Annotated in this window: 26 protein-coding genes and 5 tRNA genes; 20 read left to right on the plus strand and 11 right to left on the minus strand. The window is 72.9% G+C overall.

The window, feature by feature from the left end:
* The first annotated feature begins 61 nt into the window (after positions 1–61).
* Positions 62–1,546, plus strand: coding sequence for a membrane-associated oxidoreductase (locus ACIPUC_RS33695; protein ID WP_446594186.1), 1,485 nt, complete (start codon positions 62–64; stop codon positions 1,544–1,546).
* 2 nt (positions 1,547–1,548) lie between these two features.
* Here ACIPUC_RS33695 and ACIPUC_RS33700 read toward each other — a convergent pair whose 3' ends face one another.
* The gene (locus ACIPUC_RS33700) at positions 1,549–2,178 is read right to left on the minus strand and encodes a lysophospholipid acyltransferase family protein (RefSeq protein ID WP_069923714.1); all 630 of its coding nucleotides are present in this window, start codon (positions 2,176–2,178) and stop codon (positions 1,549–1,551) included.
* A 273-nt stretch (positions 2,179–2,451) separates the two neighbouring features.
* Here ACIPUC_RS33700 and ACIPUC_RS33705 point away from each other — a divergent pair, with 273 nt between their 5' ends.
* The 3 genes from ACIPUC_RS33705 (at position 2,452) to ACIPUC_RS33715 (ending at position 4,808) form a co-directional block, all read left to right on the plus strand.
* Positions 2,452–3,621: a glycerophosphodiester phosphodiesterase gene (locus ACIPUC_RS33705; protein WP_446594187.1), complete on the plus strand. Its 1,170-nt coding sequence runs from the start codon at positions 2,452–2,454 to the stop codon at positions 3,619–3,621.
* 73 nt (positions 3,622–3,694) lie between these two features.
* The gene (locus ACIPUC_RS33710; protein WP_446594188.1) at positions 3,695–4,264 is read left to right on the plus strand and encodes a sigma-70 family RNA polymerase sigma factor; all 570 of its coding nucleotides are present in this window, start codon (positions 3,695–3,697) and stop codon (positions 4,262–4,264) included.
* 37 nt (positions 4,265–4,301) lie between these two features.
* Entirely contained in the window at positions 4,302–4,808 is a 507-nt protein-coding gene (locus ACIPUC_RS33715; RefSeq protein ID WP_362595645.1) for a GNAT family N-acetyltransferase, read from the plus strand.
* 2 nt (positions 4,809–4,810) lie between these two features.
* On the opposite strand, the gene ACIPUC_RS33720 is transcribed toward ACIPUC_RS33715, so the two are convergent.
* Complete coding sequence (locus ACIPUC_RS33720) at positions 4,811–5,227, minus strand: hypothetical protein (protein WP_446594189.1); 417 nt, start codon at positions 5,225–5,227, stop codon at positions 4,811–4,813.
* Positions 5,220–5,588 carry a hypothetical protein gene (locus ACIPUC_RS33725; protein WP_446594190.1) on the minus strand — a complete coding sequence of 123 codons (369 nt, stop codon included), beginning with the start codon at positions 5,586–5,588 and terminating at the stop codon, positions 5,220–5,222. Before ACIPUC_RS33725 ends, ACIPUC_RS33720 begins: the two co-directional genes overlap by 8 nt.
* Positions 5,589–6,199: 611 nt before the next feature.
* Here ACIPUC_RS33725 and ACIPUC_RS33730 point away from each other — a divergent pair.
* The 8 genes from ACIPUC_RS33730 to ACIPUC_RS33765 all read left to right on the plus strand — a co-directional run bounded on the left by ACIPUC_RS33730 (position 6,200) and on the right by ACIPUC_RS33765 (position 16,734).
* Positions 6,200–7,255: a methionine ABC transporter ATP-binding protein gene (locus ACIPUC_RS33730; protein WP_446594191.1), complete on the plus strand. Its 1,056-nt coding sequence runs from the start codon at positions 6,200–6,202 to the stop codon at positions 7,253–7,255.
* Positions 7,252–7,938: a methionine ABC transporter permease gene (locus ACIPUC_RS33735; RefSeq protein ID WP_446594192.1), complete on the plus strand. Its 687-nt coding sequence runs from the start codon at positions 7,252–7,254 to the stop codon at positions 7,936–7,938. The genes ACIPUC_RS33730 and ACIPUC_RS33735 overlap by 4 nt, the downstream gene beginning before the upstream one ends.
* Before the next feature lie 79 nt (positions 7,939–8,017).
* The gene (locus tag ACIPUC_RS33740; protein ID WP_446594193.1) at positions 8,018–8,881 is read left to right on the plus strand and encodes a MetQ/NlpA family ABC transporter substrate-binding protein; all 864 of its coding nucleotides are present in this window, start codon (positions 8,018–8,020) and stop codon (positions 8,879–8,881) included.
* Positions 8,882–9,050: 169 nt separating this feature from the next.
* Positions 9,051–9,725 (plus strand): GNAT family N-acetyltransferase, encoded by a 675-nt coding sequence (locus ACIPUC_RS33745; RefSeq protein ID WP_446594194.1) that lies wholly within the window; start codon positions 9,051–9,053, stop codon positions 9,723–9,725.
* A gap of 98 nt (positions 9,726–9,823) precedes the next feature.
* Positions 9,824–11,038 (plus strand): precorrin-6y C5,15-methyltransferase (decarboxylating) subunit CbiE, encoded by a 1,215-nt coding sequence (cbiE, locus tag ACIPUC_RS33750; protein ID WP_446594195.1) that lies wholly within the window; start codon positions 9,824–9,826, stop codon positions 11,036–11,038.
* Between the two features lie 261 nt (positions 11,039–11,299).
* The gene (cobT, locus tag ACIPUC_RS33755; protein ID WP_446594196.1) at positions 11,300–14,284 is read left to right on the plus strand and encodes a nicotinate-nucleotide--dimethylbenzimidazole phosphoribosyltransferase; all 2,985 of its coding nucleotides are present in this window, start codon (positions 11,300–11,302) and stop codon (positions 14,282–14,284) included.
* A 321-nt stretch (positions 14,285–14,605) separates the two neighbouring features.
* Positions 14,606–15,835 (plus strand): uroporphyrinogen-III C-methyltransferase, encoded by a 1,230-nt coding sequence (gene cobA / locus ACIPUC_RS33760; RefSeq protein ID WP_446594197.1) that lies wholly within the window; start codon positions 14,606–14,608, stop codon positions 15,833–15,835.
* Positions 15,836–15,915: 80 nt separating this feature from the next.
* On the plus strand, positions 15,916–16,734 hold the full coding sequence (locus ACIPUC_RS33765) for a TrmH family RNA methyltransferase (RefSeq protein WP_446594198.1): 819 nt from the start codon (positions 15,916–15,918) through the stop codon (positions 16,732–16,734).
* Between the two features lie 23 nt (positions 16,735–16,757).
* Here ACIPUC_RS33765 and ACIPUC_RS33770 read toward each other — a convergent pair whose 3' ends face one another.
* Positions 16,758–17,948 carry a serine/threonine-protein kinase gene (locus tag ACIPUC_RS33770; RefSeq protein WP_446594199.1) on the minus strand — a complete coding sequence of 397 codons (1,191 nt, stop codon included), beginning with the start codon at positions 17,946–17,948 and terminating at the stop codon, positions 16,758–16,760.
* 550 nt (positions 17,949–18,498) lie between these two features.
* Between ACIPUC_RS33770 and ACIPUC_RS33775 the strand changes: the two genes are divergently transcribed.
* The 4 genes from ACIPUC_RS33775 to ACIPUC_RS33790 all read left to right on the plus strand — a co-directional run bounded on the left by ACIPUC_RS33775 (position 18,499) and on the right by ACIPUC_RS33790 (position 20,516).
* The gene (locus ACIPUC_RS33775) at positions 18,499–18,684 is read left to right on the plus strand and encodes a hypothetical protein (RefSeq protein WP_446594200.1); all 186 of its coding nucleotides are present in this window, start codon (positions 18,499–18,501) and stop codon (positions 18,682–18,684) included.
* Positions 18,685–18,892: 208 nt separating this feature from the next.
* Positions 18,893–19,213: a hypothetical protein gene (locus tag ACIPUC_RS33780; RefSeq protein WP_446594201.1), complete on the plus strand. Its 321-nt coding sequence runs from the start codon at positions 18,893–18,895 to the stop codon at positions 19,211–19,213.
* A gap of 11 nt (positions 19,214–19,224) precedes the next feature.
* A complete protein-coding gene (locus tag ACIPUC_RS33785; protein ID WP_446594269.1) occupies positions 19,225–20,148 on the plus strand; it encodes a phosphotransferase in 924 nt (307 codons plus the stop codon).
* Between the two features lie 65 nt (positions 20,149–20,213).
* On the plus strand, positions 20,214–20,516 hold the full coding sequence (locus tag ACIPUC_RS33790) for a TFIIB-type zinc ribbon-containing protein (protein WP_446594202.1): 303 nt from the start codon (positions 20,214–20,216) through the stop codon (positions 20,514–20,516).
* Between the two features lie 61 nt (positions 20,517–20,577).
* Here ACIPUC_RS33790 and ACIPUC_RS33795 read toward each other — a convergent pair.
* From ACIPUC_RS33795 to ACIPUC_RS33815, 5 genes are all read right to left on the minus strand, one after another.
* A tRNA-Val gene (locus ACIPUC_RS33795) sits at positions 20,578–20,652 on the minus strand.
* Positions 20,653–20,699: 47 nt separating this feature from the next.
* Positions 20,700–20,771 (minus strand) — tRNA-Val (locus ACIPUC_RS33800).
* Between the two features lie 19 nt (positions 20,772–20,790).
* A tRNA-Val gene (locus ACIPUC_RS33805) sits at positions 20,791–20,862 on the minus strand.
* 1 nt (position 20,863) lies between these two features.
* Positions 20,864–20,937: transfer RNA gene (locus tag ACIPUC_RS33810), tRNA-Cys, on the minus strand.
* Between the two features lie 41 nt (positions 20,938–20,978).
* Positions 20,979–21,051, minus strand: a tRNA-Gly gene (locus ACIPUC_RS33815).
* Positions 21,052–21,231: 180 nt separating this feature from the next.
* Here ACIPUC_RS33815 and ACIPUC_RS33820 point away from each other — a divergent pair.
* Genes ACIPUC_RS33820 through ACIPUC_RS33830 form a run of 3 tightly spaced genes read left to right on the plus strand, consistent with a single transcriptional unit; the run spans position 21,232 to position 24,018 of the window.
* The gene (locus ACIPUC_RS33820) at positions 21,232–22,296 is read left to right on the plus strand and encodes a chorismate-binding protein (RefSeq protein ID WP_446594203.1); all 1,065 of its coding nucleotides are present in this window, start codon (positions 21,232–21,234) and stop codon (positions 22,294–22,296) included.
* Between the two features lie 14 nt (positions 22,297–22,310).
* Positions 22,311–23,132 (plus strand): aminotransferase class IV, encoded by an 822-nt coding sequence (locus ACIPUC_RS33825; RefSeq protein ID WP_446594204.1) that lies wholly within the window; start codon positions 22,311–22,313, stop codon positions 23,130–23,132.
* Positions 23,133–23,175: 43 nt separating this feature from the next.
* The gene (locus ACIPUC_RS33830; RefSeq protein WP_446594205.1) at positions 23,176–24,018 is read left to right on the plus strand and encodes a GNAT family N-acetyltransferase; all 843 of its coding nucleotides are present in this window, start codon (positions 23,176–23,178) and stop codon (positions 24,016–24,018) included.
* Positions 24,019–24,027: 9 nt separating this feature from the next.
* Here ACIPUC_RS33830 and ACIPUC_RS33835 read toward each other — a convergent pair whose 3' ends face one another.
* A complete protein-coding gene (locus ACIPUC_RS33835; RefSeq protein WP_446594206.1) occupies positions 24,028–24,522 on the minus strand; it encodes a DsbA family protein in 495 nt (164 codons plus the stop codon).
* A 168-nt stretch (positions 24,523–24,690) separates the two neighbouring features.
* On the opposite strand from ACIPUC_RS33835, the gene ACIPUC_RS33840 reads away from it, so the two are divergent.
* The gene (locus ACIPUC_RS33840) at positions 24,691–25,140 is read left to right on the plus strand and encodes a hypothetical protein (RefSeq protein WP_446594207.1); all 450 of its coding nucleotides are present in this window, start codon (positions 24,691–24,693) and stop codon (positions 25,138–25,140) included.
* Positions 25,141–25,366: 226 nt separating this feature from the next.
* Here ACIPUC_RS33840 and ACIPUC_RS33845 read toward each other — a convergent pair whose 3' ends face one another.
* Complete coding sequence (locus ACIPUC_RS33845; RefSeq protein ID WP_446594208.1) at positions 25,367–25,987, minus strand: CGNR zinc finger domain-containing protein; 621 nt, start codon at positions 25,985–25,987, stop codon at positions 25,367–25,369.
* Positions 25,988–26,031 lie beyond the last annotated feature (44 nt).

Genomic DNA, 26,031 nt, shown 5'->3' on the forward strand with positions numbered 1-26,031 from the left:
CAGGAAGGGCTCTTCCATGCGGAGTTGACATTCCGTCGAAGCGCGGGACACCATCCCGGCGATGGAGATCAACGACCTGACCCCGGCCGAGCGCCGCATCTGGGACGCCTTCCCGCGTGGCGAGCGGGTCGACTTCCGGTCGGAACCCGAGGAGGACGCCTCCGACGGCCACGCCTGGGGCTCTGAGCGGACCGTACGGGCCGAGGTGCTCACCGACCTGCTGCTGAACGGGTCCAGTGCCCGAGGCCAGGTCGCCGGCCTCAACGTCCGAGGCGCCCGGATCACCGGCAAGCTCAACCTCAAGTACGCCGTGGTCGAACACGCGATCCGGCTGCGCGGCTGCTGGTTCGAGCGCAAGCCCCTCGTCTACGGGGCCCAGCTGCGGGCCCTCGTACTGAGCGACTCCGCCCTGCCCGGCCTCACCGCCACCTCCGTCACCATCGACGTCGTGCTGCGCATGCCCTGCTGCCGGATCACCGGACCGGTGCGGCTCTCCGGCGCCCGGATATCCGGCGGCCTCTTCCTGCAGAAGGCGGTCATCGGGAGCCCCGGCCCCGCGGAGGGGGAGGCGGCGAGCGAGGAGGCGCCGCTCCAGGTCAACCACGCCGACATCGGCACCGACGTGATCGCCTTCGGGCTCACCGTCCACGGCCAGACCCGCATCAACGGCGCCACCGTCGGCGGTCAGATCAACCTCGACGACGCCCGCCTGCTCGCCCCCGGCTCCACCGCCCTGCACGCCGAGACCCTCACCGTCGGCACCGACCTGCGGGCCATGCGCGCCGAGCTGACCGGCCGGGTCAACCTCACCGGCTCCCGCATACCGGGGCAGCTCAACCTGGCCTATGCCCGCCTCGCCAACCCCGGCGGAGTCGCCCTGCGGGCGTCCAGCTGCGTGATCGGCGAGGTGTGGCTGAGGTCCTGCGCGACGATCCAGGGCGGGGTGAACCTGCGGCGCTCCCAGTTCGACCGGCTGCACATGCCGCCGGAGACCTGGCCGGACCAGATCCGCATCGACGGCCTGACCTACCGCACCCTCGCCCCGCACCTGCCCGCCGAGCAGCGGCTGCCCGCCCTGGAACGCGAGGAGTCGGGCTACGTCCCGTACGCCTACGAACAGCTCGCCGCGGCCTACCGTACGGCGGGCGACGAGGCCGCCGCCCGGACCGTACAGCTCGCCAAGCTTCGCCGCCACCGCCGCACCCTGCCCCGGCACGCCCGGCTGTGGGGGAAGCTCCAGGACGTCACGGTCGGCTACGGCTTCCGGCCGCTGCGGGCGGTCGGCTGGCTGCTCGCGCTGCTGCTCACCGGATCGATCGCATACGGCACGGAGCCGCCGCGGCCGCTGAAGGCGGGCGAGGCCCCGGACTTCAACGCGGTGTTCTACACGCTCGACCTGATGGTGCCGATCATCAGCTTCGGGCAGGAGTCCGCCTACGCGCCGAGCGGCTGGTACCAGTGGCTGTCGTACCTGCTGATCGTGACCGGCTGGATCCTCGCCACCACCACGGCGGCGGGCATCAGCCGCTCACTCCAGCGGCAGTAGGGTCAGGCCGCCTTCGCCTTCGTGGCGTACATGTCCACGTACTCCTGGCCCGACAGCCGCATGACCTCGGCCATCACCGAGTCGGTGACCGCGCGCAGCACGTACCGGTCGCGGTCCATGCCCTCGTAGCGGGAGAACTCCATCGGCTCGCCGAAGCGCACGGTGACCCGGCCCGGGCGCGGCATCCCGGCGCCGCCGGGCTGCAGCTTGTCGGTGCCGATCATCGCGAACGGGACCACGGGGGCGCCCGTCATGAGGGTCAGCCGGGCGATGCCGGTGCGGCCGCGGTAGAGCCGGCCGTCGGGGGAGCGGGTGCCCTCCGGGTAGATGCCGAAGATCTTGCCCTCTTCGAGGATCCGGCGGCCGGTCATCAGGGCCGCGACCCCGCCGTTCGCCCCGTCACGGTCGACGGGGATCATGCCGGAGCCGGTGAAGAACCAGGCCATCGCGCGGCCCTTGAGGCCCTTGCCCGTCACGTACTCGTCCTTGCCGATGAAGTGGACCGTGCGGTCGCAGACCAGCGGGAGGATCATGGAGTCGATGAACGTGAGGTGGTTGCCCGCCAAAATCACCGGTCCGGTGCCCGGGATGTTCTCGATGCCCTCCACACGGGTGCGGAACATCAGGCGCATGACCGGTCCGACAGTGGCTTTGATGAGGCGCGTACGGAACAACGTGGGCCCTCCGGCATCGAAAAGCGGTTCTCGCACCCACCACACGGCGGTAGTGCAGGTGAGGACGATACTCGTGGGTCAGGTCTGATCGCACATCGGGTTCACGAGACGGATACGCAGTGTTGACGCACGTTTCCGCCGTGTTCCGACGTGACACCCTTCCCGGAAACCCCTTCCAGCCTACGATCGGCACGCCGATTCGGGCGTTTTTCGCGAGGGGAAGTGGCACGCATGACACAGGGTGGGGCAGCACGGCGGACGGTCCTCGGCGCGGCGGTTCTGGCGGCGGGCACCGGCATCGCCGGCCTCGCGGCGGGATCCGCCTCCGCCTCCGCCACGGGCGGCGGACACGGCGAGGGCGGGTTCCGGGACCTCCCGTACCCGACGGTGATCGGCCACCGCGGAGCCAGCGGCTACCGGCCCGAGCACACGCTCGGCTCCTACCAGCTCGCCCTCGACCTGGGCGCCGACGTCATCGAGCAGGACCTCGTCCCGACCAAGGACGGTCACCTGGTGTGCCGCCACGAGAACGAGATCGGCGGTACCACGGACGTCGCCGACCATCCCGGGTTCGCGGGACGCCGTACCACCAAGTCCATCGACGGGGTCTCCGTCACCGGCTGGTTCACCGAGGACTTCACCCTCGCCGAGCTGAAGACCCTGCGCGCGAAGGAACGTATCCCCGCCGTCCGGCAGCGGAACACCCTCTACGACGGCCAGTGGGCGGTGCCCACCTTCGAGGAGGTCCTGCGCTGGGCCAACCGGGAGGGCCGCCGGCGCGACAAGCAGGTCTGGCTCCACGTGGAGACCAAGCACCCCAGCTACTTCCGGTCGCTCGGCCTCGGCCTGGAGGAGCCCCTCGCCAAGCTGCTGCGCCGCTACGGACGCGACCGGCACGATTCGGCCGTCTTCCTCCAGTCCTTCGAGCCCTCCAGCATCCAGCGGCTCTCCCGGCTGGTCTCGGCGCCCCGCGTCGTCCTGCTCTCCGCGGCGGGCACCCGCCCCTGGGACTTCGAACTGGCCAAGGACCCGCGCACGGTTGCGGACCTGGTCAAGCCCGAGGGCCTGAAGTGGATCGCCGGCTTCGCCCAGGGCATCGGCCCGACCATGGACCTGATCCTCCCGCGCGACGCGGCCGGCAAACTCGGCGCCCCGACCACCCTGGTCAAGGACGCCCACGCCCAGGGGCTGCTGCTGCACCCCTACACCGCGCGCAACGAGAACAGCTTCCTGCCGGCCGACTTCCGCAAGGGCACGGACCCGGCCGCGTACGGAGACGCCTTCGCCGCCTTCCGGACGTACTTCGAACAGGGCATCGACGGCATCTTCACGGACAACCCGGACACCGGGCTCCTCGCGGCGGAGGCCTTCCGCCCGGGCCGACGCCCCGTCAACCGCTGAGCGGAGCTTCCCGTACGAGTGGGACGCGCCCGGCGGGGAAACCGCCGGGCGCGCACCGCTCGTCCCGCCCGGCATGGACCTGCTGAAGGCTGACCTCTTCGAGAAGCTCGGCCCGTTGCTCTCCGCCGAGGCGGCCGCGGAAGCCACGGGTACCGGAGTCGAGGCGGCCGACCTGGAACAAGCCGTCTGGGTCAGGCTGCTGGAGAGCGGCCCCCGCGACCCCGATCCCACCGGCCGCGCCCGCTGGCTGCGCCGGGCGGTGCGCGCCGAGGCCCGGCTCGCTCGGCGGCGGGCGCGCCGCGAGATCCCCTACGACCACCGCCATCACCCCGTGGACGGCCGCCGTCGCCACCGAGCGGTCGGCGCGGCCCCCGCGGACGCGGGCGGCGTACCGGAGGACGTCCTCCTCAACGGCGAGGAGAACCGGGCCCTCCGATCGGCGGTCGCCCGATTGCCCGGCCGCTGCCCGGAGCTCATGAAGGCACTTCTTTCGCCCAGAGACCTCACTTACCGTGAAATCGCAGGAGAGTTGGGTATCTCACAAGGAAGTTTGGGGCCCGTCCGTTCCCGTTGCCTGGGATGTCTGCGCAGAATGCTGGCTGCAGAGGTTGCGGCTCCTGGCCTGCGGGGAAAGGAGCGGTAGACCAACGGGCTACCAGGTGAGCGGGAGGCATGCGCACATGGGCATGAGCGTGACCATTTCGGCGGCGGCTGCCGAGGACGCTGAGCAGATCTTCAAACTGCAGTACCTGGCCTTCCAGCGCGAGGCCGAGCTGTACGGCAACTACCTCATCCAGCCGCTCACCCAGTCCCTGGACTCCCTCAAGGCAGAGCTGGCGACGGACACCGTCCTGGTGGCCCGGCTCGGCGACGAGGTCGTCGGCACCGTGCGCGGCAGCGTCGACGAGGACGGCACGGGGAAGATCGCCAAGCTGTGCGTCCACCCGCGGCTGCAGGGTCACGGTCTCGGCGCACGTCTGCTGCGCGCGGTCGAGGAGGCCCTCGCCGGCCACGGCGCCACCACGCGCTTCCGTCTGCACACCGGGCACAAGAGCGAGTCCAACCTGCGGCTCTACCGCAAGGCGGGCTACACGAAGGTCGGCGGCCGCACGGCCTCGGACGGCGTGCAGCTGGTGATCCTGGAGAAGGAAGCCAAGGACGCCACCGACTTCGCGGTCAGCGCCTGACGCTAGCGCTTCCTGCGCAGCCAGAGCATCCCGGTGATCGGCAGGATCACCGGGATGAACAGGTAGCCCATCCCGAACTGCGACCACACGGTCGCGTCGGGGAAGGAGTCGGGCCGCACCAGGGTCCACGTGCCGACGGCCAGTACGCCGGCCAGCTCGGCGGCGCAGCAGACCAGCGCCGCCTTGCGGGCCGTCTCCCCGCCGCGCACCAGCGAGTACGTGATGAACGCGTAGGCCAGGGCCGCCGCGGCGGAGAGCGAGTACGCCAGCGGCGCCCGGCCGAACTCGGTGGAGATCTGGTAGGCCGAACGCGACACCGCGCCGACCACCATCACCCCGTACAGCCACACCAGCAGCAGCCCCGGCCCGGAGACGAGCCGTGTGCGCCCGGCCGGTGCGGCGGTCGTCGTGTCAGGCACCGGTGGTTCCCCAGATGTCGTGGAGCCGTACTTCGAGGACGGCGAGGACGACCGCGCCCGCGGCCACCGTCACCGAACCCCACTTGGTCCGCTCGGTCAGCGAGAGCATGCCGGCGGCCGGTACCGCCGCGAAGGCGCCCAGCAGGTACGCCACGAAGATCACCGTGCCCTCGTCGGGCTTCTCGCCCCGGGCCAGCATGACCAGGCCGATCACCAGCTGGGCCAGGACCAGTACCGTCACCACGGCCATGCCGGTGAAGTGCCAGTCCTTGGTCGGCTGGTCCCGCCATGCGGCGTGGCCGCACCAGGCGGCGAGGGCGAGTGCGGCCACACCGATGGCGACCGTCAGGGCGTCGAGCATGCAGCGAGGGTATTACGGGCCGAAAGACCCGATGCGCGCACCCCTGCGCGGGGGCCCGTTCGACAACGGCGGCACGCTCGCCTCCGCCGGGCCCGGGCCCGCGCGCCGGCATCCGGACCGTGGCCTTGACCACAGCGCACACCGCCGCGGCCCGCGGCGCGGACCTGGTCGGCAGGGAGCTTTCGCCCGTGTCGGTGCAGGTCGGCGGCGGGGGTCCGACGCTCGGGACGGGTGGCTGACGTCGACCGGTCGTGTCCGGTATGCGGCCGCTTTCCGTCCGCTATCCGGACATCGTTGATCGGTGAAGCGACATGTCTGCTTTACTGGGGCCCATGACCACGACGAGCAGCCGCACCCTTGCGACCGAGGCGACGATGACGCCCGGTGCTCGTTGTATGTGTCGAATGCGCGCCTTCTGAGGGCCCCTTCCGCACGCCTCGCGCCCCGAAGCGAGACCGGCCGAGCCCGTCCGTGCGTCCCCGGACCGCTCCTGCCCCGCGCACGCGTCGACGCCATCCCCTCATGACGGTTCGACCCGTATCGCGTCCCCAGATGTATGCCCCGTGCCCGGCACTCCGCTGCGCCGTGCACTCGACAGCGACGGAAATCCTGTGATCACCACATCGGGCCTCACGAAGGTCTACCAGTCCCGTGGCCGCGAGGTCACCGCCCTGGACGGCGTGGACCTCCACGTCCGCGAGGGCGAGGTCTACGGAGTCATCGGCCAGAGCGGCGCCGGCAAATCCTCCCTGATCCGCTGCGTGAACCTGCTCGAGCGCCCCACCACCGGCACCGTGAGCGTCGACGGCGTCGACCTCACCGCCCTCGCCGGCCGCGGCCGCCGCGCCGGCAAGGAGCTGCGCGAGGCCCGCAGCCGCATCGGCATGGTCTTCCAGCACTTCAACCTGCTGTCCTCGCGCACCGTCCAGGGCAACATCGAGCTGCCCCTGGAGATCCTCGGCGCCTCCGGCCGCGAGCGCTCCCGCAAGGCCCTGGAACTCCTCGACCTGGTCGGCCTCGCCGACAAGGCCAAGGCCTACCCCGGCCAGCTCTCCGGCGGTCAGAAGCAGCGCGTCGGCATCGCCCGCGCCCTGGCCGGCGACCCCAAGGTGCTGCTGTCCGACGAAGCCACCAGCGCCCTGGACCCCGAGACCACCCGCTCCATCCTCCAGCTGCTGCGCGACCTCAACCAGCAGCTCGGCCTCACCGTGCTGCTCATCACGCACGAGATGGACGTCGTCAAGTCCGTCTGCGACTCGGCCGCCCTGATGAAGCGCGGCAGGATCGTCGAGTCCGGCACCGTCGCCCAACTGCTCGCCACCCCGGGCTCCGAGCTCGCGGGCGAACTCTTCCCGGTCACCGGCGCCGCCACCGGCCCCGACCGCACGGTCGTCGACGTCACCTTCCACGGTGAAACCGCCGCCCAGCCGGTCATCTCGCAGCTCTCGCGCACGTACAACATCGACATCTCGATCCTCGGCGCCGCGATGGACACCGTCGCCGGGCGCCAGATCGGCCGCATGCGCATCGAGCTGCCCGGCCGCTTCGAGGACAACGTCGTACCCGTGGGCTTCCTGCGCGAACAGGGCCTCCAGGTCGACGTCGTCGACGAGGCCGACGCGATCGACGACGAACTGGCCGCGCTGGTCAAGGATGGTGCGAAGTGACCTGGTCCGAGATGCAGCCCCTGCTCACCCAGGGCACCTACGACACCCTGTACATGGTGCTGTGGTCCACCGTGGTCACCGCGCTCGGCGGCCTGCCGCTGGGCGTGCTGCTGGTCCTCACCGACAAGGGCGGACTGCTGCAGAACCGTCCCTTCAACAAGGTTCTCGGTGTCGTGGTGAACATCGGCCGCTCGATGCCGTTCATCATCCTGCTCATCTGGCTCATCCCGGTCACCACATGGGTGATCGGGATGCTCACCGGCATCCCCACGTACATCGGCCCCACGGCGATGATCGTGCCGCTCTCCATCGGCGCCATCCCCTTCTTCGCCCGCCTGGTCGAGACGGCCGTCCGCGAGGTCGACCACGGGCTCGTCGAAGCCGCCCAGGCCATGGGCGGCGGCATCCCCACCATCGTGTGGAAGGTGCTGCTGCCGCAGGCCCTGCCCTCCCTGCTCTCCGGCCTCACCACCACCGTCATCGCCCTCATCGGCTACTCGGCACTCGCCGGCGCCGTCGGCGGCGAGGGCCTCGGCAGCCTCGCGATCACCCACGGGTACCAGCGCTTCGAAGGCGAGTTCATGCTCGCCACCGTCGTGGTCCTGATCGTGATCGTCACCGCCATCCAGCTGATCGGCGACGGAGCGGTACGACTGCTCGCCCGCCGCGGCCGGACCGCCTGAAACAGACCTCACCACCCCGCACAGCCCGCACTTGTCGTGCTTGGGCGTAGACCGCACCACCAAGAAAGAGGCACTCTTCGTGCGCAACAACATCAAGACCACCGCCGTCGCCGCTGCCGCCACCGTGCTCGCCCTCGGCCTGACCGCCTGCGGCAGCTCCTCCGACCCGGCCCCTGCCAAGAAGGCCGACGGCAGCACCGACGGCAGCGCCGCGCTCGTCGTGGCCGCGTCGCCCACCCCGCACGCCGACATCCTGAACTTCGTCAAGGACAACCTCGCCGCCAAGGCCGGCCTGAAGCTGGACGTCAAGGAGTTCACCGACTACGTGCTGCCCAACAGGGCCACCGAGGACGGCCAGGTCGGCGCGAACTACTTCCAGCACAAGCCCTACCTCGATGACTTCAACGCCAAGAACGGCACCCACATCGTGCCGGTCGTCACCGTGCACCTGGAGCCGCTCGGCCTCTACTCCAAGACGGCCAAGGCCCTCACCGACATCAAGGCCGGCCAGACCATCGCCGTGCCCAACGACAACACCAACGAGGGCCGCGCCCTCCAGCTGCTCGCCGAGCACAACCTGATCACCCTCAAGCAGGGGGTCGGAGCCACCGCCAAGCTCTCCGACATCACCGACGCCAAGGGCCTGAAGTTCAAGGAGCTGGAGGCCGCCACCCTGCCCCGCGCCCTCGGCCAGGTCGACGCCGCCGTGATCAACGGCAACTACGCCATCGAGGCCGACCTCAAGCCCAAGGAGCAGGCCCTGGCCCTGGAGAAGGCCGAGGGCAACCCGTACGCCAACTTCCTCGCCGTGAAGAAGGGCAACGAGAACGACCCGCGGGTCCAGAAGCTCGCCACGCTCCTGAACTCGCCCGAGGTCAAGAAGTTCATCGAGGAGAAGTACCAGGGCTCGGTCGTCCCGGCCTTCGGTACCCCGGCCTCCTGAGCCGGACGGTCAGGCATTTCGGCCCCGCACGCTCCTGTCGGCGCGCGGGGCCGAGCTCTGCCCGCTTCCGGGCAACCCGGCCCTGCACTTCCCCGGGTCGATGCTGCATGCTGTGGCCTACGACCCGCACAAACGGTCCCGCACCACGGTCTCAGGCATGGAGCTGCGCATGACTACCACCTTCCCGGACGTCACCATCAGCACGGACCGGCTGGTGCTGCGCCCGTTCGAGGAAGAGGACGTCACCGCGCTCACCGAGATGATGAACGACGAGAGCGTCACCGCCTGGACCTCGGTCCCGCACCCCTACACCCGGGCCGACGCCCACGGCTGGGCCACCCGCGTCTCCCACGCAGAGCGCACCGAGGGCCGCGGCATCGTCTTCGCCGTCACCGAGTTCCTCACCCAGCGCCTCGTCGGCATCGTCCACCTCCGGAACACCAACTGGCGCACCCGCGCCACCGAGGTCGCCTACGTCACCGCCCCCTGGGCCCGCGGCGAGGGCTACGCCAGCGAGTCCGTCCTCGCCGTCACCCGATGGCTCTTCCGCGACCAGGGCTTCGAACGCCTCGAACTGCGCACCGCCGCCGACAACACCGCCTCCCAGCAGGTGGCCCAGAAGATCGGCTGCATCAGCGAGGGAGTCCTGCGCAACGCCTGGATAGTGCGCACCCAGGCCGCCGACGGCAGCTGGACCGACGCCCGCACCGACGTCATCGTCTGGAGCCTGGTCCCCGAGGACCTCGACGACGCGGACGGCTACGGGGACTACGACGGCTACGACACCTTCTCCGTCGACAGAACCGCCAGAGCCGACGACGCCGACCGGGAGCTGACCCGATGACCAGGTAGTCTCACCGTGCCCGACCCCCTCGACGAAGCTTCGCGCTCCCCCAGCCACCGCTGGAAGGCGCCCCCGCCCACCCCAGGAGACTGACGACGATGGCCGACCGGGTCACGGTGATCGGCTGGGACGGCTCGCCCCTGACCTCGGCCGCCCGGTCCGCGCTCTCCGCCGCAACCCTGGTGGCCGGCGCCGCCCACCACCTCGCGCTCCCCGAGGTCCCGCCCACCGCCGAACGCATCCGTCTCGGCAGCCTCGGCCTCGCCGCCCGCCGCATCGCCGGCCACCGCGGCACCGCCGTCGTCTTCGCCGACGGCGACCCCGGCTTCTTCGGCGTCGTACGCACCCTGCGCGCCCCGGAGCACGGACTGGAGGTCGAGGTCGTCCCGGCCGTCTCCTCCGTCGCCGCCGCCTTCGCCCGCGCCGGGATGCCGTGGGACGACGCCCAGGTCGTGGTCGCCCACCCCCGTACCCTGCGCCGCGCCGTCAACGTCATCCGCGCCCACGGCAAGGTCGCCGTCCTCACCTCGCCCGGCGCCGGCCCCGCCGAACTCGCGCTCCTCCTCGACGGAGTCCACCGCACGTTCGTCATCTGCGAGGAACTCGGCACCGACCGGGAACAGGTGAGTGTCCTCACCTCCGACAAGGCCGCCGACCACACCTGGCGCGACCCGAACGTCGTCATCGTCATCGGCGGCGGAGGCACCGGACAGGCCCTGGCCGCCGAGCCCGGCTGGCTGCTCGGCCAGAGCCCGGACCGCAACCGCCCCGGCGACCGCGGCTGGGCCCGGCCCCAGGCGGACACGGGGGAAGGGGAGTCCGCGCAGCTGCGCGCCGCACAGCTCGCCCGGCTCGGCCCCCGCACCGGCGACCTCGTCTGGGACATCGGAGCGGGCTCCGGAGGCGTCGCCGTGGACGCCGCCGCGCTCGGCGCCGCCGTCATCGCCGTCGACGCCGACCCGCAGGCCTGCGAACGCGTAACCGCCGCGGCCCGCAAGCGCGGAGTGCAGATCCAAGTCGTCGCCGGGCGCGCACCCCACGTACTGGAGAACCTGCCCGAACCCGACGTCGTACGCGTCGGCGGCGGGGGAGCCGCGGTCGTCGCGGCGGTCGCCGACCGCCGCCCCGAACGGATCGTCAGCCACGCCTCCACCCGCGACGAGGCGGAGGCCATCGGCCGCGCCCTCACCGAACACGGGTACGCCGTCGAGTGCGCGCTGCTCCAGTCCGTGGGCCTGGACACGCGCACCTGGACCGAACAAGAGCGCTCCGTCGTCTTCCTGCTGGCGGCCGAACGCCCCGTGACCCGCTGACGGCAGGGCCGGGGTAGGCTGGCCGATCGTCGTACTGCCCTGGACGATTCGGGCATCACGGCACCGGACGACGCGCGACGTGGCGCAGTCCACAGTGGACCGTGGCGGTTATGGCCGCCACAGTGGCGAACGGGCGCGACAATGCTTAGTGGTTGTCGCGCAGGCGTACGTGAGGCAAGGGCGCCGCACGGCAACCCCGCTCGTCCTTCACGTGGGGCGCCGGGCGATCGAAGACGCAACACCGATGGGCGAGGGGTACGCATGACTGACACCGGCCAGGTCCCGGGCGAGGGTCACCCGGACAACGCGGGCATGGTGGATCAGCAGGGCATCCCCGCTCCGGTCCAGCCCCCGCCGCCGCTTCCCGCCGGCTACGCCTTCCAGGACCTCGTGGACGCCGAGCCGGAGGACGAGGAACTGCTGCTGATGCCGAGCGGCCAGGGCGCGTGGAGCGACCCGCAGGTCGTCCCGCAGGCCCCCGCCTTCCCCGTCGAGCCCGCGGCCGAACTGCCGCACTACGCCGACGCACCGTACGGCACCGAGCCCTCGTACCCGCAGGCCCCGGCCTACAACGAGCCTGCCGCCTACCCCGAGTTCCCCTCCTACGGCGCCGGCGCGCACGAGACGGGCGGCCGTGACTCCGGCGCGCTCGACCTCGGCGGGCTCGTCGTCCCTCCGCCCGCCGCCCCGATTCCGGCCGCCGCCCCGGCCGCTCCGGTCCGGCGCCCGCTGCACATGGGTCCGCCCGTGCCCGAGGCCACCGGCGGAGTCGTACGGTCCCTCGCGGACCGGGGTCCGGCCGCGGCGCCCGCCCCCCTGCACCAGCCCGGGCCGCCGACCACGGGTCCGGAGTACCTGGACCTCCCGGCGGCCCCCGCGCCGCAGCTGACCGAGATCCCGCCGCAGGCCGGCGCCCCGTGGACCCCGGAGCCGGCGCCGGTGGCCGTCGAGGCCCCCGCGATGGCAGCGGCCCCCGAGCCCGAAGCCCAGCCCGAGCCGGTCGTCGTACCGGAGCCCGAGCCGGTCATGGCGGCCGTCCCGGAGCCGGAGCCCGCACCCGCGCCCGAACCGGAGCCCGTGCCGGCCCCCGTGGCGGTCGAGGCCGCCGCGCCCGAGCCGCAGCCCGAGCCGGAGTCCGTGCCCGCGCCCGCCTTCGCGGAAGCGGTGGTTCAGCCCGCCGTACCGGCGGCCGCGCCCGAACCGGAGCCCGTACCGGCCCCCGTGGCGGTCGAGGCCGCCGCGCCCGAGCCCGAGCCGGTGGAGCCGGCCCAGCCCGAGCCGGCCGCTGCCGAGCCGGTCGCTCTCGTGGTGCCCGCCCCCGTACCGGCCCAGACCGAGCCGATGGCGGCGGAGCCGCAGCCGGCGGCTGCCGAGCCCGTCCCGGCCGAGCCCGTGGCAGCGACCCCGGCCGTTCCGGCGAATCCCGTTCCGGGGGAGGCCGAGCCGGTGGCCGCCGAAGCCGAGACCGAGCCCGAGCCCGTACTCGCCGAGCCCGCCGCAGGCGCCCCGGCAGGCGACCCGGCTCCGGCCTACGACGACGCCGAGCGCGAGGCCGTCCTGCGCGTCATGCGCGAGCGCCGCGACATCCGCAAGGGCTTCCGCACCGACCCGATCCCGCACGAGGTGCTGCTCCGCGTCCTGGAGGCGGCCCACACCGCGCCCAGCGTCGGCCACTCCCAGCCCTGGGACTTCGTCGTCATCCGATCCGCCGAGACCCGCCGGACGATGCACGAGCTCGCCCAGCGCCAGCGCGAGGCCTACGCGAACTCCCTCCCCAAGGCCCGGGCGAAGCAGTTCAAGGAACTCAAGATCGAGGCCATCCTCGACACCCCGGTGAACATCGTCGTCACCGCCGACCCCACCCGCGGCGGCCGCCACACCCTCGGCCGGCACACCCAGCCGCAGATGGCCCCGTACTCCTCCGCCCTCGCCGTCGAGAACCTCTGGCTCGCCGCGCGCGCCGAAGGCCTCGGCGTCGGCTGGGTCAGCTTCTTCGACGAGCGCGAGATGGTCCGCGAGCTCGGCCTGCCGGAGCACCTGGAGGTCGTCGCCTACCTGTGCGTCGGCTACGTGGACGAGTTCCCCGAGGAGCCCGAGCTCGCGCAGGCCGGCTGGTCCCAGCGCCGCCCGCTGTCCTGGGTCGTCCACGAGGAGACGTACGGGCGCCGCGCGCTGCCCGGCGAGGAGCCGCACGACCTGCTCTCCGAGACCGTCGCCAGCATCCGCCCGCTCGACGCGAAGGCGCTCGGCGAGGCGTGGGAGCGGCAGAAGCGCATGACCAAGCCCGCCGGGGCCCTGGGCATGCTCGAAATCATCTCGGCCCAGCTCAGCGGCCTGTCCCGGGTCTGCCCGCCGCCGATCCCGGAGCCCGCCGCCGTCGCGATCTTCGCGGGTGACCACGGCGTGCACGCCCAGGGCGTCACCCCGTGGCCGCAGGAGGTCACCACCCAGATGGTGGCGAACTTCCTGGGCGGCGGGGCGGTCTGCAACGCCTTCGCCAACCAGGTCGGCGCCGAGGTCTGCGTGATCGACGTGGGCGTCGCGGGCGACCTGCCCGCCACCCCCGGCCTGCTGCCCCGCAAGGTCCGCCCGGGCACGGCCGACCTCTCCGTCGGCCCGGCGATGACCCGCGAGGAAGCCGTCGCGGCGATCGAGGTCGGCATCGAAACCGCCCGCGACCTGGTCGCGGCGGGCAACAAGGCCCTGCTCACGGGCGAGATGGGCATCGCGAACACCACCGTCTCCGCGGCCCTCATCTCGGTCTTCACCGGGGTCGACCCGGCCGAGGTGACCGGCCGCGGCACCGGCATCAACGACGAGACACACGCCCGCAAGGTCGACGTCGTACGCCGCGCCCTGGAACTCCACCAGCCGGACCCGGCGGACCCGATCGGCGTCCTGGCGGCCATCGGCGGCCTCGAGCACGCGGCGATCGTCGGCCTCCTCCTCGGCGGAGCCTCCCTGCGTACGCCGGTCATCCTGGACGGGGTGAGCGCGGGCGCGGCCGCCCTGGTGGCCCGCGCCATCGCCCCCGAGGCCCTGTCGGCGTGCATCGCGGGCCACCGCAGCGCCGAGCCGGGCCACGTGGCGGCCCTGAACAAGCTCGGCCTGCGCCCCCTGGTCGACCTGGACCTCCGCCTCGGCGAGGGCACCGGCGCGCTGCTTGCCCTCCCGCTGGTGCAGAGCGCGGCCCGCGCGATGCACGAGGTCGCCACGTTCGACTCGGCGGGCGTCACCGAGAAGTAGTCCGTACGGGCCGCCTTCCCGGCTCCGGATGCGGCTGATACGGCCCGGCGGGCAATCCGGCCGCGCCCGGCGGACGGCACGAGCCACATCCGGCCCAGCAGGAGTGCGAGGCGTGGGGGTCCCCCGGACGGAGTCCGGGGGAGGGTCCGGGGCGGAGCCGCAGGAGGCCCCCGCGCAGCGGGCCCCGGCCCGCCCCGCGCCCCCGCCCGGCCCGCGCCGTATGGTGGACCCGCACCACATAACCGCACGTCAGTACCCCCGCCGCTCCAACGCCGCAGCGGCAAGACAAACGACGACCGCCGCATCAGGAGCCGCACCGCCATGGCTGAACACCCCGCGTACCCCGTCGGCCTCAGACTGGCCGGCCGCCGCGTCGTCGTCATCGGCGGCGGCCAGGTCGCCCAGCGCCGCCTGCCCGCCCTCATCGCGGCCGGCGCCGACATCCTCCTGATCTCGCCCTCCGCCACCCCCTCCGTGGACGCCATGGCCGAGACCGGGGAGATCCGCTGGGAGCGCCGCCGCTACGAGGACGGCGACCTAGCCGGTGCCTGGTACGCGCTCATCGCCACCCGGGACCGCGAGGCCAACGACCGCGCCTCCGCCGAGGCCGAGCGCGAGCGGGTCTGGTGCGTCCGCGCCGACGACGCCGAGGCCGCCACCGCCTGGACCCCGGCCACCGGCCGCGTGGAGGGCGTCACCGTCGCCGTCCTCAGCGGCAACGACCCCCGCCGCTCCGCCGCCGTCCGGGACGCGGTCGTCGAGGGACTGCGCGACGGCTCCCTCACGGCCGCCCGCCCCCACACGCCCGGCGTCTCCCTCGTCGGCGGCGGACCCGGCGACCCCGACCTGATCACCGTGCGCGGCCGCCGCCTCCTCGCCGAGGCCGATGTCGTCATCGCCGACCGCCTCGGCCCCCGCGACCTGCTCGCGGAGCTCCCCCCGCACGTCGAGGTCATCGACGCCGCGAAGATCCCGTACGGCCGGTACATGGCCCAGGAGGCCATCAACAACGCCCTGATCGAGCACGCCAAGGCAGGCAAGGCCGTGGTCCGCCTCAAGGGCGGGGACCCGTACGTCTTCGGCCGCGGCATGGAGGAGCTCCAGGCGCTCGCCGAGGCCGGCATCACCTGCACCGTCGTGCCCGGCATCTCCAGCTCCATCTCGGTGCCCAGCGCCGTCGGCATCCCCGTCACCCACCGGGGCGTGGCCCACGAGTTCACCGTGGTCAGCGGCCACGTCGGCCCCGACGATCCGCGCTCGCTCGTGGACTGGGCCTCCCTCGCCAAGCTCACCGGCACCCTCGTCATCCTGATGGGCGTCGACAAGATCGGCTCCATCGCCGAGGCCCTGGTCCGGCACGGCAAGCCCGCCGGAACCCCGGTCGCCGTGATCCAGGAGGGCACCACCGCCACCCAGCGCCGGGTGGACGCCACCCTCGCCACGGTCGGTGAGACGGTCCGCGCCGAGGCGGTCCGCCCGCCCGCCGTCATCGTCATCGGAGAGGTCGTCACCGTCCTCGACCCCGGCGCCCTCCCCACCACCGGCGCCTAAGCGGTCTCCGGGAAGTGGGGCACTTCCCGGAGACCGCCAAGGCCGTTGGCACCGCACCCAGGACAAGGCAGTATCACCCTGTGGCTGATCTCATCACCGTCGAGGACCCCGACGACCCGCGCCTGCGCGACTACACGGGCCTGACCGACGTCGAACTCCGGCGCAGGCGCGAGCCCGCGGAAGGCCTCTTCATCGCCGAGGGCGAGAAGGTCATCAGACGGGCCAAGGACGCCGGGTACGAGATGCGCTCGATGCTGCTCTCCGCCAAGTGGGTCGACGTCATGCGCGACGTCATCGACGAACTCCCCGCCCCGGTCTACGCCGTCAGCCCGGAGCTCGCCGAACGCGTCACCGGCTACCACGTGCACCGCGGCGCCCTCGCCTCCATGCAGCGCAAGCCGCTGCCCACGGCCGAGGAGCTCCTCGCCACCACCCGCCGCGTGGTCATCATGGAAGCGGTCAACGACCACACCAACATCGGGGCCATCTTCCGCAGCGCCGCCGCCCTCGGCATGGAGGCGGTCCTGCTGTCGCCCGACTGCGCGGACCCGCTCTACCGCCGCTCGGTGAAGGTCTCCATGGGTGCGGTGTTCTCCGTCCCCTACGCCCGCCTGGACGCCTGGCCCAAGGGCCTGGACTCGGTCCGCGAGGCCGGCTTCAAGCTGCTGGCCCTCACCCCGCACCAGAAGGCCTCGCCCATCGACGTGGCCGCACCCCAGTCCCTGGAGCGGGTCGCGCTGATGCTCGGCGCCGAAGGGGACGGCCTGTCCACCCAAGCGCTGGTCGCCGCCGACGAATGGGTGCGCATCCCCATGGCGCACGGCGTGGACTCGCTGAACGTGGGCGCCGCCGCCGCGGTGGCCTTCTACGCGGTGGCCCAGGGCCGCGACGGCGCCTAGGCCGCCCCCCGGGGCCCGGCGCGTCAGAACTTCTGGGCGGCGGCGATGCCCAAGGCCACGATCAGCGTCACCACGACGAACACGATCAGCCGCTGCCGCATCAGCTTCGGGTCCGGCCGCGAAGGCCGCCGGCCCGTCCCCGTCGTACGGGGGCCCGTGCGGCCACCCGTACGCCCCGCCGTCGGCCGGGAGGACGGGCCGCCCGGGGTGCGCGGGTTGCGGGAGGACGAGGGCCGCGAGGGCGGTCCGCTCTGCGCACCGCCCTGGGGCCGGGGCGCGGCCCCGCCACCGGTACGACGCTCCGTGCGCTGGTCGGCGTACTCCTCCGCGAGCCGTCCGGACGGCCGCTCGACGCGGGCCCGCTGCGCCGGCGGGCGTCCGTCGGACAGGCCCTGCGCCTCGCGGGCCGCGATCTCCTTGAGCCGCATCGACAGCTGGAGCGTGCTGGGCCGCTCCTCGGGATCCTTGGCCAGGCAGGCCTGTACGAGGGGCGCGAGCGCGTCCGGAACTCCGACGAGGTGGGGCTCCTCGTGCACCACCCGGTACAGCATGACCTCGGAACTGCCGTGCCCGAAGGGCGAGTCCGCCGTCGCGGCGTAGGCGAGGGTGGCGCCGAGGGCGAAGACGTCCGTGGCCGGGGTGACGGCCGCGCCGCGCACCTGTTCGGGCGCGAGGAAGCCGGGGGAGCCGACGGCCGTTCCCACATGGGTGAGCGTGCTCGCCCCGGTCGCCCAGGCGATCCCGAAGTCGATGATCCGCGGGCCCTTGGGGGAGAGGAGGATGTTCGAGGGCTTGAGATCCCGGTGGACGACCCCCGCCTCGTGCACGGCGACCAGACCCTCGGAGAGCGCGGCACCGACGGCGGCGATCTGCGCGGCCGTCAGGGGGCCTTCCTCGGCCACCTTGTCGTGCAGGGACGGCCCGGGCACGTACTGGGTGGCGAACCACGGCCGCTCGGCCTCCAGATCCGCCGCCACCAGGCGTGCGGTGCACCCGCCGCGGATACGGCGGGCCGCTGACACCTCGCGGGCGAACCGGGAGCGGAACTCCTGGTCCTCGGCCAGATCCGGCCGGATGACCTTGAGCGCGACGCGCTGACCGCGCCGGTCGGAGCCCAGGTAGACCACGCCCATGCCGCCGGCGCCGAGCCGTCGGTGCAGTCTGAACGAGCCGACGACACGCGGGTCCTCGCGCCGGAGCCGCATCATCGCCATGTCCACCCCGCTGACCGGTCGTCCTGTTGACGTGGCACAGCTTACGGACCATCCGGCATGTGCGCTCAGAGGCCGCGCCCTCGCCGTGGGATTCGATTGTCAGTGCGCCGCAGCACACTTGAGGGGTCCTCAGCCGTACGGCGGGGTCCGGACCCCCGGTCGGGGCGTTGGATCAATCGCGGCCCTGGGCAAGGGGGTTGGGCGATCGCCGCCGTCCGTGCCCGGATCGTCCGTGCCCAGGGGCCGCGCACCGGCGAGTCGATCATGCCCGTTCCCCGTCGGCGGACACGCGTGAACAGGGAGTAACGGAAGTGAGCGAAGTCACCACCCTGCGCTGATCCCCTCCGGGAAGACCCCGACTCCGGGGGAGCGGTCTCCACCCAGGGGAGTACACCGACCGCGGCCCGTCATCCTCCTGGAGGCCCGCCAATGGGTACGAGGGCATGAGGCCTGGAACCCTCCGCGCGCCTAGTGTTGAAGACAAGCGGCGGGTGGCGCACTCGTCCCCCGAGGTCAAAAGCCCGCCGCTGCCAACGACAGGGAGAGGACCATGGCGGACATCGCACGGCAGGGACGCAAGGCATTCGCGTTCAACGGCCATGAGTCCGGTACGCGGCACCCGCTGGTGGCCGCTGCGATGGTGCTCCCCCTGGCCGCGCTCCTGCTCTTCCTCTTCGGAGGCTTCGAGCAGGTGGCGGCACAGGCGTCGTCCGTGGGCGCGGTGCTGGGGCGCTGAGCGGCGCCACAGACCCGGGAGAGCGGCCCGGGGAATCGGCCTGTCACACCCCGTGGGGACGGGGGCGTGACGACGGACGGCAGGTGAAGGGTGCTGCCCGTACGACTGGGGAGTCGGACGGGCAGCACCCTTTCTCGTGCCGCGTCTCGTGCCGCCTCTCATGCCGCGCCGCCCTGCGCGTACCCTCGTGCCGCACGAGGGGAGGGCCATGACGCCCGAAGGCACCACATGGCGGCTGCTGCGCCGGGACGCCCTGCTGGGCACCATCACCATCACCGGGGCCGATTTCCCCTGGCTCCACGGCAGTTTCGCGCCCGAGCCGGCCTTCGCCGAGGTCAAACCCTGGTTCGACGAGGTCCTCGCGCTGATGGCCGCCGAGGAGTACGACGAGCCCTTCGACGCCGCGTACGGGGTCATCGCGCAGGCGCTCACCCTGGAATCGCCCGCCGGCCCGGTGGCCGAGTTCCTGCTGCACGTCGACGGGGAGGAGGCCTGGTTCCGGTGGAGCGACGAGCCGTTCGAGCCCTGACCCCCGGCGCCCTGCCCGCCGCCCTCGCCGCCTGGGGCGACGGCCGCGCTCCAGGGGAGTACCAGGTCCTCGCCGACCGGCCCGACGGCACCCTCGTACGCCACGGGGACACCGTGGCCAAGGCCCACGCCGGGGACAGCGACCGCGAGGCCCTCGCCGCGCGGCTGCGCATCGCCGGAGCGAGCGCCCTCGCCGGGGTGCTGCTGCCGCCGCTGCGCACCGGGGCCGTACACGGCAGGCCCGTCTCCCTGTGGCCCTACGGAGCTCCGGTCGATCCGGAGCGCCCCGAGGACGCGCCCTGGGAAGAGGCCGGCCGGCTCCTGGCGGTCCTGCACCGGACACCGCCCGACGTACTCCCGGTCCCCCTTCCGCCGATGCGCGGACCGGCCAAGCTCGCCCGCGCCCTGGACCGGCTGGCGCGGGCGGAGCCCCTGGGGGCCGAGCCCGGGGCCACGCGCGCCGTACGGGCCGCCGCCCGGTCCCTGCCCGCCTGGGCGCGCGCGGAGGAACCGCCCCCGCCCGGCGGGGCGCTGTGCCACGGAGACCTTCACCTGGGGCAGTTGGTGCGGTATCCCGCCCCGGCGGGGGCCTGGCTCCTCATCGACGTCGACGACCTCGGTCTCGGCCTCCCCGCCTGGGACCTGGCCCGCCCGGCCGCCTGGTACGCCGCCGGGCTCCTCGACACCGCCACCTGGCTGCGCTTCCTCGACGCCTACCGCGCCGCCGGCGGCCCGGCGGCCGGCCCGCCCGGCAGCGACCCCTGGCCGGAACTCGACCTCGCCGCCCGGGCGCTCACCGTGCAGACGGCGGCCCTGTCCCTGGCCAAGGCGGCGCACGGCGGCCGCCGACTCGACGACGAGGAGCGGCTGATGGTGGACGCCTGCGCCCGAATCGCCGCCCTCCCGGCCGACTTGGAGTCCGAGCCTCCGCCGTAGGGTGAGTCTCCCGGCATCGGGCATGCATCCGATGGCGACGTCCACGGCGAGGAGTTGATCCGGTCATGCAGTGTCCGAAGTGTCACGCGATGATGCACACCTACAACCGCAACGGTGTCCAGATCGAGCAGTGCAGCGGCTGCCGCGGCATCTTCCTCGACTACGGCGAGCTGGAGGCGCTGACCCGCCTGGAATCGCAGTACACCGGCCAGCAGTACGGGCAGGTCCCCCCGCCCGCCGCGCCCCCGGCCCCCTACCCGGCCCCGCACGCGGCACCGGCCCCCGCCTGGGGCGCCCCCCACCACGGCGGCCACGGCCACCACGGCCACCGCAAGGGCGGCTTCGGCCGGATGCTCTTCTCCTCCTGAAAGCCGGGGAGCGCGGGGGAACGCGGAAGCCCCGGCCGTCGAGACGGCCGGGGCTTCCGGATGGTGCGCGATACTGGGATTGAACCAGTGACCTCTTCCGTGTCAGGGAAGCGCTCTCCCGCTGAGCTAATCGCGCGGGAACGGCATGAAGCCGCAGGTGAAGCAGGTGGTGCACGTGCTGCGTGCGCGATACTGGGATTGAACCAGTGACCTCTTCCGTGTCAGGGAAGCGCTCTCCCGCTGAGCTAATCGCGCGGGGATCCTTGCGGATCAGTGGACGATACTGGGATTGAACCAGTGACCTCTTCCGTGTCAGGGAAGCGCTCTCCCGCTGAGCTAATCGTCCTTGGAGGTGGAGACGGGATTTGAACCCGTGTAGACGGCTTTGCAGGCCGTTGCCTCGCCTCTCGGCCACTCCACCATGGAGCTGCAGGGGTTCTCGGGAAGAAATCCCCCACTTCGAGCGGACGACGAGACTCGAACTCGCGACATCCACCTTGGCAAGGTGGTGCTCTACCAACTGAGCTACGTCCGCAGGTCACCGTGTGCGCTCCGGGGTTTTGCCCCTTCGCTCCCTGGCGACGTGTTGAACTCTAGCGGATTCCGGGGCCAGCTCAAAAACGCGTTTCCGCAGCGTGCTGCCGCTCGATCACCGGCGGTCACGCCGCCGTCACCTCACCGGCGCCGTCGCGTCACCGGTCATAGACTCGCAGCCGTGCACGACCTGCCTCCCCTGGCCCGCTTCGGCGGCCTCCTCGCGACCGACCTCCGAGACGTCACCAGCGATCCCGCGGCCCTGGACTCCACCGGCTTCTGGGCGGTGACCGCCGATTTCGAAGGGCGGCTCGTCTGCGCGCGCTTCGGAGACATACGCCCCGACCCCGTCCCCACGCCGCGACCCGGCGCCTGGCGGGGCCCCGACGCCGACCAGTGGTCCACCTCGCTCGACCGCGCCGCGTACGTCGCCGGCGTCCGCCGCATCCGCGAGCACATCGCCGCGGGCGAGGTCTACCAGGCCAACCTCTGCCGGGTGATGTCCGCGCCGCTTCCCGATCCGGCCGCTGCCGACGTCGACGCCCTCACCGCGCTGCTCGCGCGCGGCAACCCCGCGCCCTACGCAGGAACGATTCGGCTACCCGCCCACGGCGTCGAGATCGCCACCGCCTCCCCGGAGCTGTTCCTGCGCCGGAGCGGCCTGCGCATCGAGTCCGGCCCCATCAAGGGCACCGGCCGCACCGTCGCAGACCTGCTCCCCAAGGACCACGCCGAGAACGTGATGATCGTGGACCTCGTACGCAACGACCTGGGCCGGGTCTGCGCCACCGGCTCCGTCACCGTCCCCGAGCTGTGCGCCGTCGAGGAGCACCCGGGCCTGGTCCACCTCGTCTCCACGGTCAGCGGCGAACTCGCCGACGGCGCCGGCTGGCCCGAGCTGCTCGCCGCCGCCTTCCCGCCCGGCTCCGTCACCGGGGCGCCCAAATCCTCGGCCCTGCGGATCATCGAGGCCCTGGAGACCGCCCCGCGCGGCCCCTACTGCGGGGGCATCGGCTGGGTCGACGCAGACCGGGGCACCGCCGAACTCGCCGTCGGCATCCGCACCTTCTGGATCGACCGGGAGGCCCCCGGCGGCCCCCGCCTGCTGTTCGGCACCGGCGCGGGCATCACCTGGGGCTCCGACCCCGACCGCGAATGGGCGGAGACCGAACTCAAGGCCGCCCGGCTGTTGCGGGTAGCGTCGGGGACGCACCAGGCAGGACGAACGGGACGAGCGGGACGATGAGAGGAGCCGCACGGATGAGAATCTGGCTCGACGGAGCGCTGCGGGACGTGGACGACGCGAAGGTGTCGGTCTTCGACCACGGGCTGACCGTGGGTGACGGCGTGTTCGAGACGCTCAAGGCGGAGCGCGGACAGGCCTTCGCGCTCACCCGCCACCTCGAGCGGCTGACCCGCTCGGCGCGCGGTCTCGGCCTCCCGGATCCCGACCTGGACGAGGTGCGCCGCGCGTGCGCGGCCGTACTGGAAGCCAACCCGACGCCGTTCGGGCGGCTGCGCGTGACCTACACCGGCGGCGTCTCGCCCCTCGGCTCCGACCGCGGGGACGCGGCGCCCACGCTGGTCGCCGCCGTCGCGGAGTCCGTCCGCCGCCCCGACACCACCGCCGTCGTCCGGGTGGACTGGGTCCGCAACGAGCGCTCCGCCGTGGCCGGCCTGAAGACCACCTCGTACGCCGAGAACGTCGTCGCCCTCGCCACCGCCCACCGGGCCGGGGCCTCCGAGGCGCTCCTCGCCAACACCGTGGGACGGCTCTGCGAGGGCACCGGCTCCAACGTCTTCGTCGTGCTCGACGGAGAGCTGCACACCCCGCCCGTGGCCTCGGGCTGCCTGGCGGGCATCACCCGCGCCCTGGTCGTCGAGTGGGCCGGGGCCAAGGAGACCGACCTGCCCTTCGAGGCGCTGGAACAGGCCGAGGAGGTCTTCCTGACCTCGTCCCTGCGCGACGTCCAGGCGGTCCTGCGGATCGACGGCCGCGAGCTCGGCGCGGCCCCCGGCCCCGTCACCGCCGAGGCCATGCGGATCTTCGACGCGAAGGCCGGCGCGGACCTCGATCCGTGAACCCGGGTGACGCGGGGCCGCCGGGCAGGTACAACACGAGGTGATGACCACCACCCTGCGGCCCGCGCAGCCGCTCCAGCAGCACAGTGACGGCACCCGCTCACGGACGTACGCGGTCCGGGTCAACAGCCGGCACGTCGGCAGCCTCGAACTCGCCACCCGCTCCGCCGCACAGCCGGAGGTCGGTGTGATCCGGGACCTGAGGATCGACGAACCGGACCGGCGGCGCGGGCGCGGCACGGTCGCCGCGCTCGCCGCCGAGGAGGTGCTGCGCTCCTGGCGCTGCACGGGCGTCGCCGTGTCCGTACCCGCCGACGCGGCGCCCGCGCTGCGGATGGCCGAGGCCCTCGGCTACCGGGTTACCGGCCGGGTCCAGGTCAAGGAGCTGCCGGCCGAACCGCCCGCTCTCCCGCCGGGCGGCCGCGGCCGCGCCATGACCCAGGCCGAGTACGACGCCTGGCACGAGCAGGCCGTCGTGGAGTACAGCCACCACCTCGCCGCCCCCGGCATGACCGCCGAGCAGGCCCTGGCCGCGTCCCGCGCGGAGCACGCCGTGCTGCTGCCGGCCGGGCGGGACACCCCCGGCTCGGCGTTCCTCGTGCTGCAGGCGCCGGACGGGGCGGTCCTGGGCACGCTGTGGGTGGGGGAGCGCGACCTGCCCGGGCCCGGCCCCGTCCCGTACGTGTGGGACGTCGAGGTCGCCGCCGAGCACCGGCGGCAGGGGCACGGGCGGACCCTCATGCTGCTGGCCGAGCACGCCGCCCTCGCCGCGGGCGCCCGCCGGCTGGCCCTGCACGTCCACGAGGACAACACCGCGGCCCGCCGGCTCTACGCGTCGCTCGGGTACCGGGACATCATCGTGAACGCCAGGAAAGAGCTGCTCTAGTCCCGAGCACTAGGACGCGAGCAGGCGGTCCGCGATCTCCTCGATGCGGGTGCGCAGGCCCTCCTGGCTCTTGCCGCCGTCCAGGCGCTCGCCGCCGATCACGTAGGTCGGGGTGCCGGTGACGCCGATCGCCTTGCCCTCGGCCTGGTCGGCGTCGACGATCAGGATGTGCCGCCCGTCGATCAGGGCGGTGTCGAACTCCTCGACGTCCAGCCCGAGTTCACGCGCCACGTCCAGCAGGACCGGCTCGCCCCGCTCGCCCAGCTCCGCGGTGCGCGCGAGCACGGCCTCCGCGTACGGCCAGCCCTGCCCCTGCTCCACGGCCTCCTCGGCGGCCTGCGCCGCGGCGAAGGCGTGCTTGTGCTTCTCCAGGGGGAAATGGCGCAGCCGGATGTCCAGCCGGTCGCCGTAGCGGGCCCGCAGGGCGCGGACGTCGTCGAGCGCGCTGTGGCAGTCCGGGCACTGCAGTTCGCACCAGACGTCGAGGATCACGGAATCGGTCATGTGGACAGTCTCCCAGCCCCCGCCCGCACACACCGACCGGGACCTGCGGAGGAGACGCGACCCGGAGATGTCCCCGAGATCCGTCCCGGGAAGGCCGCGCGCCTGGCCCGTACGGCCGCGGGCGGGGCAGGATGGAGGGGGACAGACCGCCCACCCCTGGAGGACCGCATGCTCGCCGAGACCATTTGTTCCGCGGTGTCCGCGGCGGGCCTGGGCATCGCCGCGCTGACCGCCTACCGCAGGCGCTTCCTGGCCGCCACGCGGATCGCCGCGTACGCGCTGGTGCCGGTCGGCCTCGTGATGACCGGTGTCGTGGAATGGGTGTCCGGCATGGTCTTCAAGCCGACCGTCTGGGCCGGATTCGGAGTGCTGGGACTGGCCTGGCTGCTCTTCATGACCACCCGCGCGATCGAGCGCCGCAGGCTCGGCGCGCCCGGGAAGCCGGCCAAGGCCGCCAAGGGGGGCCCGGCCCCGGAGGCCGTCGCCCCGGCCGCCTCCGGGCCCTCGCTCGGCTCCGGCGCCCGCCCGCAGCCCGCCGCCCGCAAGAACCCGCAGACCGCCGCTCCGGCGGACGACTTCTCCGACATCGAGGCCATCCTCAAGAAGCACGGGATCTGACCGGCCGGACCGGCGGCAGAGCGCCCCGGTCCACGAGATCGGGCGAACTACCGCGCCGAAAATCGCGTGTTGAGGGACGGATGGCCGTGTGCTGCGCCATCATCGCCCCGACATGCTCGAAACATCTCAGAGTGAGCCCTCGGTGCCCGCCCCGGCACCCGCCCCTGTCGCCGAGGAGCCGCGAGGCTGCCTCTTCGCCCTCTCCCAGCCGCCCTTGATGATCTTTCTAGGAGTGATCGGCGTCCTGCTGCTGCTGGCCGCCGTGCACGATCTCTTCCTGCTCTGAGTGCCCCGCGTCGGCCTCCTTGCGCCGGGCCCGGTACGCCGCCACGTGCAGCCGGTTCCCGCAGGTCCGGCTGTCGCAGTAGCGCCGCGAACGGTTCCGGGACAGGTCCACGAAGGCGCGCCGGCAGTCCGGGGCCTCGCAGCGGCGCAGCCGCTCCTCTTCGCCGGAGACCACGATGAAGGCCAGCGCCATGCCGCCGTCGGCCGCGAGGTGGTCGCCCACCGAGGCGCCCGGCGCGAAGTAGTGCACGTGCCAGTCGTAGCCGTCGTGGTCGGTGAGCTGCGGGGTGGTGCCGGCCGTCGCCACCAGCTCGTTGATCAGCACGGACGCCGCACGGGCGTTCGGTGCCGCGAAGACCTGGGCGAACTTGCCGCGGACCGTGCGGACCCCGGCCAGGTCGCGGGCGCCGAGCTCGCCGACGTCGCTGATCGAGTACTCCTGGACGAAGTCGCGCAGCGCGCTGATGTCCGAGAGCCCGTCGGGCTGGTCAGCCTCGGCCGCGGTGTTCACCAGCGCGACGACGACGTCGAGCGCGCGACGGGTGTCGTGGGGGATCTGCACGGGGTCTCCCTCAAGGGCCGGGCCTGCGGCGACGGGCTGCCGCC

The organism is Streptomyces sp. LARHCF249 (assembly GCF_052871255.1).

Excerpts from the sequence above, each read along its gene's own strand:
- ACIPUC_RS33695 (WP_446594186.1), top strand. The coding sequence starts at position 62 with ATGGAGATCAACGACCTGACCCCGGCCGAGCGCCGCATCTGGGACGCC.
- ACIPUC_RS33700 (WP_069923714.1), bottom strand. The coding sequence starts at position 2,178 with ATGCGCCTGATGTTCCGCACCCGTGTGGAGGGCATCGAGAACATCCCG.
- ACIPUC_RS33705 (WP_446594187.1), top strand. The coding sequence starts at position 2,452 with ATGACACAGGGTGGGGCAGCACGGCGGACGGTCCTCGGCGCGGCGGTT.
- ACIPUC_RS33710 (WP_446594188.1), top strand. The coding sequence starts at position 3,695 with ATGGACCTGCTGAAGGCTGACCTCTTCGAGAAGCTCGGCCCGTTGCTC.
- ACIPUC_RS33715 (WP_362595645.1), top strand. The coding sequence starts at position 4,302 with ATGGGCATGAGCGTGACCATTTCGGCGGCGGCTGCCGAGGACGCTGAG.
- ACIPUC_RS33725 (WP_446594190.1), bottom strand. The coding sequence starts at position 5,588 with ATGCTCGACGCCCTGACGGTCGCCATCGGTGTGGCCGCACTCGCCCTC.
- ACIPUC_RS33745 (WP_446594194.1), top strand. The coding sequence starts at position 9,051 with ATGACTACCACCTTCCCGGACGTCACCATCAGCACGGACCGGCTGGTG.
- cbiE (WP_446594195.1), top strand. The coding sequence starts at position 9,824 with ATGGCCGACCGGGTCACGGTGATCGGCTGGGACGGCTCGCCCCTGACC.
- cobT (WP_446594196.1), top strand. The coding sequence starts at position 11,300 with ATGACTGACACCGGCCAGGTCCCGGGCGAGGGTCACCCGGACAACGCG.
- cobA (WP_446594197.1), top strand. The coding sequence starts at position 14,606 with ATGGCTGAACACCCCGCGTACCCCGTCGGCCTCAGACTGGCCGGCCGC.
- ACIPUC_RS33770 (WP_446594199.1), bottom strand. The coding sequence starts at position 17,948 with ATGGCGATGATGCGGCTCCGGCGCGAGGACCCGCGTGTCGTCGGCTCG.
- ACIPUC_RS33775 (WP_446594200.1), top strand. The coding sequence starts at position 18,499 with ATGGCGGACATCGCACGGCAGGGACGCAAGGCATTCGCGTTCAACGGC.
- ACIPUC_RS33780 (WP_446594201.1), top strand. The coding sequence starts at position 18,893 with ATGACGCCCGAAGGCACCACATGGCGGCTGCTGCGCCGGGACGCCCTG.
- ACIPUC_RS33790 (WP_446594202.1), top strand. The coding sequence starts at position 20,214 with ATGCAGTGTCCGAAGTGTCACGCGATGATGCACACCTACAACCGCAAC.
- ACIPUC_RS33825 (WP_446594204.1), top strand. The coding sequence starts at position 22,311 with ATGAGAATCTGGCTCGACGGAGCGCTGCGGGACGTGGACGACGCGAAG.
- ACIPUC_RS33830 (WP_446594205.1), top strand. The coding sequence starts at position 23,176 with ATGACCACCACCCTGCGGCCCGCGCAGCCGCTCCAGCAGCACAGTGAC.
- ACIPUC_RS33835 (WP_446594206.1), bottom strand. The coding sequence starts at position 24,522 with ATGACCGATTCCGTGATCCTCGACGTCTGGTGCGAACTGCAGTGCCCG.
- ACIPUC_RS33840 (WP_446594207.1), top strand. The coding sequence starts at position 24,691 with ATGCTCGCCGAGACCATTTGTTCCGCGGTGTCCGCGGCGGGCCTGGGC.